Annotated in this window: 8 protein-coding genes; 4 read left to right on the top strand and 4 right to left on the bottom strand. The window is 69.8% G+C overall.

Annotated elements, in window-relative coordinates; translation table 11 throughout:
• The 4 genes from infB to rpsO form a co-directional block, all read left to right on the top strand.
• A partial coding sequence (gene infB / locus ACTIF1_RS25905; RefSeq protein WP_439599359.1) for a translation initiation factor IF-2 occupies window positions 1-2,184 on the top strand: 2,184 nt, incomplete at its 5' end.
• 70 nt (window positions 2,185-2,254) lie between these two features.
• On the top strand, window positions 2,255-2,764 hold the full coding sequence (rbfA, locus tag ACTIF1_RS25900) for a 30S ribosome-binding factor RbfA (RefSeq protein WP_439599358.1): 510 nt from the start codon (window positions 2,255-2,257) through the stop codon (window positions 2,762-2,764).
• Window positions 2,761-3,747, top strand: coding sequence for a tRNA pseudouridine(55) synthase TruB (gene truB, locus ACTIF1_RS25895; protein WP_439599357.1), 987 nt, complete (start codon window positions 2,761-2,763; stop codon window positions 3,745-3,747). The genes rbfA and truB overlap by 4 nt, the downstream gene beginning before the upstream one ends.
• Window positions 3,748-3,768: 21 nt before the next feature.
• Complete coding sequence (rpsO, locus tag ACTIF1_RS25890) at window positions 3,769-4,098, top strand: 30S ribosomal protein S15 (protein ID WP_439599356.1); 330 nt, start codon at window positions 3,769-3,771, stop codon at window positions 4,096-4,098.
• 60 nt (window positions 4,099-4,158) lie between these two features.
• Here rpsO and ACTIF1_RS25885 read toward each other — a convergent pair whose 3' ends face one another.
• The 4 genes from ACTIF1_RS25885 to ACTIF1_RS25870 all read right to left on the bottom strand — a co-directional run bounded on the left by ACTIF1_RS25885 (window position 4,159) and on the right by ACTIF1_RS25870 (window position 6,884).
• Window positions 4,159-4,758 (bottom strand): hypothetical protein, encoded by a 600-nt coding sequence (locus tag ACTIF1_RS25885; RefSeq protein WP_439599355.1) that lies wholly within the window; start codon window positions 4,756-4,758, stop codon window positions 4,159-4,161.
• A gap of 114 nt (window positions 4,759-4,872) precedes the next feature.
• Window positions 4,873-5,067 (bottom strand): CsbD family protein, encoded by a 195-nt coding sequence (locus ACTIF1_RS25880; protein ID WP_439599354.1) that lies wholly within the window; start codon window positions 5,065-5,067, stop codon window positions 4,873-4,875.
• A gap of 91 nt (window positions 5,068-5,158) precedes the next feature.
• A complete protein-coding gene (locus ACTIF1_RS25875) occupies window positions 5,159-6,499 on the bottom strand; it encodes an aspartate aminotransferase family protein (RefSeq protein WP_439599353.1) in 1,341 nt (446 codons plus the stop codon).
• Window positions 6,492-6,884: a RidA family protein gene (locus ACTIF1_RS25870; RefSeq protein WP_439599352.1), complete on the bottom strand. Its 393-nt coding sequence runs from the start codon at window positions 6,882-6,884 to the stop codon at window positions 6,492-6,494. Before ACTIF1_RS25870 ends, ACTIF1_RS25875 begins: the two co-directional genes overlap by 8 nt.

Raw genomic sequence — 6,884 nt, 5'->3', positions numbered from 1 at the left:
GTGCCGAGCGCGCTGACCGCCCGTCGCCCGGCCCCGGCCGCGCCGGCTCCCCAGGGTGCCCCCGGCGCCGTGGCGCCCGGTGCCAAGCCGGCCGCTGCCGCCGCCGCCGCGGATACGCCCGCCGCCAAGCTGACGCTGAAGGCGCGCGCGCCGATGGCGGAGGATGAGGAGGCGCCGCGCGGCGCCGTCCGCCGCCCGGGCATGCCCGGCCCGGCTGGCGCCGTGAAGAAGGCGGTCATGCCGCCGGCCAAGAAGTCCCTGGTGCCGGGCGGCGACCGCCGCCGCGACGGCCGCATCGACGTCTCCGCCGCGATCGAGGGCGAGGATGAGCGCACGCGCTCCATCGCCTCCGTCCGCCGAGCCCGCGAACGCGAGCGCCGCCAGCAGGAGCTGGCGCGCCTGCGGTCGGGCGCGGAGCGCGTGGTGCGCGACGTGGTGGTGCCGGAAGCCATCACCGTGCAGGAACTGGCGAACCGCATGGCCGCGCGTGGCGGCGAGGTGGTGAAGGCCCTGTTCCGCATGGGCGTCATGGCCACCCTGACCCAGTCCATCGATGCCGATACGGCGGAGCTGGTGGTGCAGGAATTCGGCCATCGCGTCCGCCGCGTGGCGGAAGGCGATGTCGAGATCGGCCTGGAAGGCGAGGTCGACGCCGATACGGACATGCTGCCGCGGCCGCCGGTCGTGACCATCATGGGCCATGTCGACCACGGCAAGACCAGCCTGCTGGACGCGCTGCGCAAGGCCGATGTGGCGGCGCGCGAGGCCGGCGGCATCACCCAGCATATCGGCGCCTATCAGGTGACCGTGCCGGGCGGCCAGAAGGTGACCTTCATCGACACGCCGGGCCACGCGGCCTTCACCGCCATGCGCGCCCGCGGCGCCAGCGTGACCGACATGGTCGTGCTGGTTGTCGCGGCCGATGACGGCGTGATGCCGCAGACGATCGAGGCGATCAGCCACGCCAAGGCAGCGAATGTGCCGATCATCGTGGCGATCAACAAGATCGACAAGGCGGGCGTGCGCCCCGAGCGCGTGAAGCAGGAACTGCTGCAGCACGAGATCGTGGTGGAAAGCCTGGGCGGCGAGACGCAGGAGATCGAGGTCTCCGCCACCCAGAAGCTGAACCTGGACAAGCTGCTGGAAGCGATCTCGCTGCAGGCCGAGATCCTCGACCTGCGGGCCAATCCGGACCGCGCGGCGGAAGGCACCGTGATCGAGAGCCGGTTGGACCGCGGGCGCGGCCCGGTGGCCACCGTGCTGGTGCAGAAGGGCACGCTGAAGACCGGCGACATCGTCGTGGCCGGTGCCGAATGGGGCAAGGTGCGCGCCATGCTCGACGACAAGGCCCGGCAGGTGAAGGAGGCGCAGCCCTCCCTCCCCGTCGAGATCCTGGGCCTGTCGGGCGTCCCCACCGCCGGCGAGAACTTCGTCGCGGTGAAGGACGAGACGCAGGCGCGCGAGATCAGCGAATTCCGCCAGCGCAAGCTGCGGGAGAAGCAGGTGGCCGCCGTCTCCGCCGGCCGGGGCAGCCTGGTCGATATGCTGGCCCGCATCCAGGCGGGCGCGCAGAAGGAAGTGGCCGTCGTCGTCAAGGCCGATGTGCAGGGCTCGGCGGAAGCCATCGCCGTCACCCTCGGCAAGCTCGGCAATGACGAGGTGCGGGTGCGCATGCTGCATTCGGCGGTCGGCCAGATCACCGAAAGCGACATCCAGCTGGCCAAGGCGTCCAACGCCGTCATCGTCGCCTTCAATGTCCGCGCCACCACCCAGGCGCGCGACCTGGCGACGCGGGACGGCGTGGAGATCCGCTACTACTCCATCATCTACGAGGTGGCGGACGACATCGAGGAGCTGGTGCGCGGCAAGCTGGCGCCCGTGCAGCGGGAGAAGTTCCTGGGCTATGCCCAGATCCTCCAGGTCTTCGAGGTCAAGCGGATCGGCAACGTGGCGGGCTGCCGCGTGACGGAAGGCGTGGTGAAGCGCGGCTGCGGCGTGCGCCTGCTGCGCGACGGCACCGTCATCCACCAGGGCGAGCTTTCGACACTGCGTCGCTTCAAGGACGACGTGAAGGAAGTCACCAACGGCTACGAATGCGGCATGTCCTTCGTGAACTACAACGACATCCGCGTCGGCGACCAGATCGAGTGCTACGAGACCGAGACGGTCGCCGGCACGCTCTGACGCCACACCAGCCGCAGGATAGGGGGCGCGGCAGCGATGCCGCGCCCCTTCGCGTTGAGGAAAGAATCAGATGGCCCGCAAGACCCGCGATGCCGCGGAGGCCCCGCGGCGCGACAGCCGCCCCCCCAAGCCCAGCCCCCGCAAGGGCGGCGGCGAGGGGCCCAGCCAGCGCCAGCTGCGCGTGGCGGAGGAAATCCGCCATGCGCTCTCCGCCATCTTTGCGCGGGAGGAGTTCCGGGACCCGGATCTCTACGACCTGAAGGTGACGGTGACGGAGGTCCGTGCCTCGCCCGACCTGCAGCACATGACCGCCTTCGTCAGCGGGCTGGGGCGCGACCTGTCGCCGGCGCAGCTCGCCGGCCTCAAGCGCATCCAGCCCTTCCTGCGCAGCCAGGTGGCCAAGGCCGTGCGGCTGCGCACGGCGCCGGAGCTGCATTTCCAGCCCGATACCGCCCTCGAATACGCCATGCATATCAGCAAGGTGATGCAGCAGCCGGTGGTCCAGCAGGATCTGGCGAAGCCGGTTGAAACGCCCCCCGCGGGGACCGCGGAAAAGACCAGGGACGCCGAAGAACCGTGAACCAGCCCAACCGTCACCGCCATCGTTCGAAGAAGCCCAAGGGGCGGGAGCTGGATGGCTGGCTGATCGTCGACAAGCCCTCCGGCATCGGCTCCACCGATGTGGTGAACAAGGTGAAGCGCGCCTTCGATGCCCAGAAGGCCGGGCATGGCGGCACGCTGGACCCGCTGGCGACCGGCCTGCTGCCGGTGGCCTTCGGCGCCGCGACCAAGACCGTCCCCTATGTCATGGACGGAACCAAGACCTACCATTTCACGCTGAAATTCGGCGAGGCGCGGGACACCGACGATGCCGATGGCGCCGTCATCGCCACCAGCGACGTGCGGCCGACGGATGCCGAGATCGAGGCGGCGCTGCCCGCCTTCCGCGGCGACATCATGCAGGTGCCGCCGATCTATTCCGCCATCAAGATCGCCGGCGAGCGCGCCTATGACCTGGCGCGCGACGGCCAGGTGGTGGAGATCGCGCCCCGCCCGGCCCGCGTCGACCGCTTCGACCTGATCAGCCGGCCGGATGCCGATACCGCCATCTTCCATGTCGAGTCCGGCAAGGGCGTCTACATGCGCAGCCTGGCCCGCGACGTGGCCAAGGCGGTGGGCTCGGTCGGGCATATCACGGCGCTGCGGCGCCTGCGTGTCGGCCCCTTCCGCATGGAGCATGCGATTCCGCTGGACTCCCTGCTCGTCTCGGGCGATACGCCTCCCCCTTCCCCGGACCTCCTTCTTCCGGTGACGACCGCGCTGGCCGACATCCCGGCACTGGCCGTTACCGCAGAGGAGGCCGCCCGCCTCTACCAGGGCCAGGCGATCAGCCTGGTGGACCTGATGGGGCGCGTTCCCCGTGAAGCCGATCCCGAAGGGGGCCTGCTGCGCGCGATGGCGGGGGAGCGTCTGCTCGGCCTGTGCCGGCTGGAGTCTGGTTGGATGCAGCCCGAGCGGCTGATCCAGCTGGAACCCGGGCAACAGCCTGGCGACGTGGCTTAACCCCGACCTGGAGGATATGCGATGTCGACGACCACCGAGCAGCCGGCTGCGGCCGCTGCCAAGCCTGCCGTGAAGATCATCGCGGCGACGGACAACGCGGCCCGCGCCGCGCTCATCAAGGAATACGCCACGAAGCCGGGCGATACGGGCAGCCCGGAGGTTCAGGTCGCCCTGATCTCCGCCCGCGTCGCCATGCTGACGGAGCACCTGAAGGCGCATCCGAAGGATTTCCACAGCCGCCGTGGCCTGCTGGTTCTCGTCGGCCAGCGCCGTGGCCTGCTGGACTATCTGAAGAAGAAGGACCGTGCGCGCTACGAGTCGCTGATCGGTCGCCTCGGCCTGCGCCGCTGATCGCAGCCAAGCCATGCCTGTGAATGGGGCGGACCTTCCGGGGTCCGCCCCATTTGCGTTTCAGGCCCGAATCCAAGTTTCCGAGAAGGCCAGCATGGCGGTGGAGATGCGCTGGCCGGCGATCTCACGCGGAATGGGGGCGCCGGGGCGGGGCACGCCGTTCACCGTCACCGTCGCCGTCTCGCAGCCGATGAAGACGGTCGGCATATGGTGGCGGCCGGTGGCGGATTGCGCCGGCGGCAGGGCGAAGCAGAAGGGCTTTCCCAGGCCGGACCATTCCAGCGCCACGGTCAGCGAACCGGCCGTCACCGTCTCGCTGTAATGGGTGCTGGCATCGCCGCCGGTGGCGACGCTGTCGAGCGGCCGGTAGCGCAGGCTGCGCAGCCCGGCCAGGCCGCGCCAGGCGCCGAAATGGGCGACGTAGTTCTCCACCAGCCAGCGGGCCAGCGGCTCATTGTCCGTCAGGCAGATGTTGCCAGCATCCTCCGCCTGCGGCGCCTGGAGCAGCACCAGCGCCAGGCCGCGCCCATGCGGGGAGAGCACGACGCGGAAGAAGGAGGCCAGGGTGGTGAAGGGGCCGGCGGGATCGGTCTTCAGCGAAATGCCGGGATTCTCGCCGGACCATTCGACTTCGCCCGGAAACAGCAGCGTCTGGCTCATCTGGCTTCACTCCCCTGGTTGAGGGCAGCTTGCGGCCAGGGCCGGAAAACGGCAACGCCGCGCGCCGGGTTTCCCCGACGCGCGGCGCTGGTCACGTCATCCGACCAATGGGGGTCAGACGCGGTCCTTGCCGTCGACGGCGTCACGCGCCGCGTCCTTGGTGCGGCCCACGGCGCCCTGCGCCTTGCCCTTCACCGTGTCGAGATGGCCCTCGGCCTCCAGGCGCTCGTTGCCCACGGCCTCGCCGACGGTCTTCTTCACGGCGCCCTTGGCCTCGTTGAGGGCGCCCTTGATGCGATCCTTGTCCATAGCGCTTCTCCTATTTCCGGGCCCAGCCTGCTGGCCGGGCTTCGGGGATAGAACGCGCTTCGGAAGGATCGGTTCACTGCGTCACCCTCTGTTACTTCGGCAGTCCGCCCAGCGCGGCATCCACGGCATCGCCGAAGCGGTCCACGATCGCCTCGATATCCGCGGCGGTGGCGATATAGGGGGGCGCCAGCAGCACATGGTCGCCCTGTCGGCCATCGATGGTGCCGCCCATGGGGTAGCAGGCCAGGCCCCGTTCATAGGCGGCCTGCTTGATGCGGTCGTGCAGCTTCAGGCCGGGGTCGAAGGGTGCCTTGGTGGCGCGGTCGGCGACGAATTCGGCTGCCCAGAACAGGCCGCGGCCGCGGATCTCGCCGACATGCCGGTGGTTGCCGAGACGGTCCACCAGCCGCGACTCCAGCAGCGCGCCCATGGCCTGGACATTCTCCAGCAGCCGCTCCTCCCGGATCACGCGCTGCACGGCGAGCGCGGCGGCGGCGGCCATGGGATGGGCCTGGTAGGTATGGCCATGCATCAGCGCGCCGGAGCCGTCGCGCAGCGCGTCCATCACGCGGTGATTGGCCAGGATGCCGCCGATCGGCTGGTAGCCGCCGCCCAGGCCTTTCGCGATCACCTGGATGTCGGGGGTGACGCCTTCCTGTTCCCAGGCATGCATGCTGCCGGTGCGGCCCATGCCGCACATCACCTCATCCAGGATGAGCAGCGCGCCATGCCGGTCGCAGACGGCGCGCATGGCGGGAAAGTAGCCGGGCAGGGCGGTGACGCAGCCGAGGGTCGCGCCCACCACCGGCTCCGCGATGAAGGCGATGACGTTTTGCGGGCCCAGGCGCTGGAATTCGGCCTCCAGCTCCGCCGCCAGGCGGGCGACGTAGTCCGCATCGGTCTCGGCGGGGCCGCGGTCGCGATAGGCGTAGCAGGGCGCGACATGGCTGAAGGCCTCGGACAGGATCGGCTGGTAGATCGCGCGCCGCATGGCATTCCCGCCGGCCGCCAGCGCACCGAGGGTATTGCCGTGATAGCTCTGCCGCCGCGCGATGTACCGTGTCCGAGCTGGCTGGCCGATCTCGACGAAATACTGGCGGGAGAGTTTCAGGGCCGCTTCCATGGCCTCGGAGCCGGAGGAGCAGAGATAGAGCTGCGTCAGGCCGCCGGGCTCACCTTCCAGCACCAGGTCGGCCAGCGCCTCCGCGCTCTCGCAGGAATAGAGGGCGGTATGGGCATAGGTCAGCTTGTCCATCTGCGCGCGCATCGCCTCCAGCACGCGCGGATGGCCATGGCCGAGGCAGGCGACGGCCGCGCCGCCGGAACCATCGATGATGGTCTTTCCATTGGAGTCATGCAGGAAGATTCCCTCGCCGCGCAAAGCGAGGGGCGGGTCCTGCCGCAGGTTGCGCTGGACCAGGTGGCTACGCATGGGCGGGCTCTCCGGCGAGGGCGATGCAGGCGAAGGCGACGCGGGCTTCCGTGGGCACGCCGAAGCGGGCGGTGTGCCGGGCCGGCAGGCCGCCAGGGAAGTGTTTCACATATTCGGCGTTGAGCGCGGCGTAGTCGGCGGGGTCGGTGATGAGCATGGTCATCTGCACCACCCGGTTCAGGCTGCTGCCGGCGGAGTCCAGAATGGCCGAGATTTTGGCCAGTGCATTCCGCACTTCCTCGGCCGGCGTCGCGCCGCGCGAAATGCCGCGCGCCGGGTCATGCGGGGCGGAATAGCCGGAGACGAAGACCAGCCCGCCGGCGCGCGTCGCCTCGCTGAAGAGGCGGGGGGAGCCGGGTGGGGGCGGGCCGAAGATGTCGATCAT

It is taken from the genome of Falsiroseomonas sp. (genome assembly GCF_051860665.1).
Classification (GTDB): Bacteria; Pseudomonadota; Alphaproteobacteria; order Acetobacterales; family Acetobacteraceae; genus Falsiroseomonas.
The sequence above is the reverse complement of the archived record's forward strand: the minus strand, read 5'-3'. Positions and strand labels throughout refer to the sequence as shown.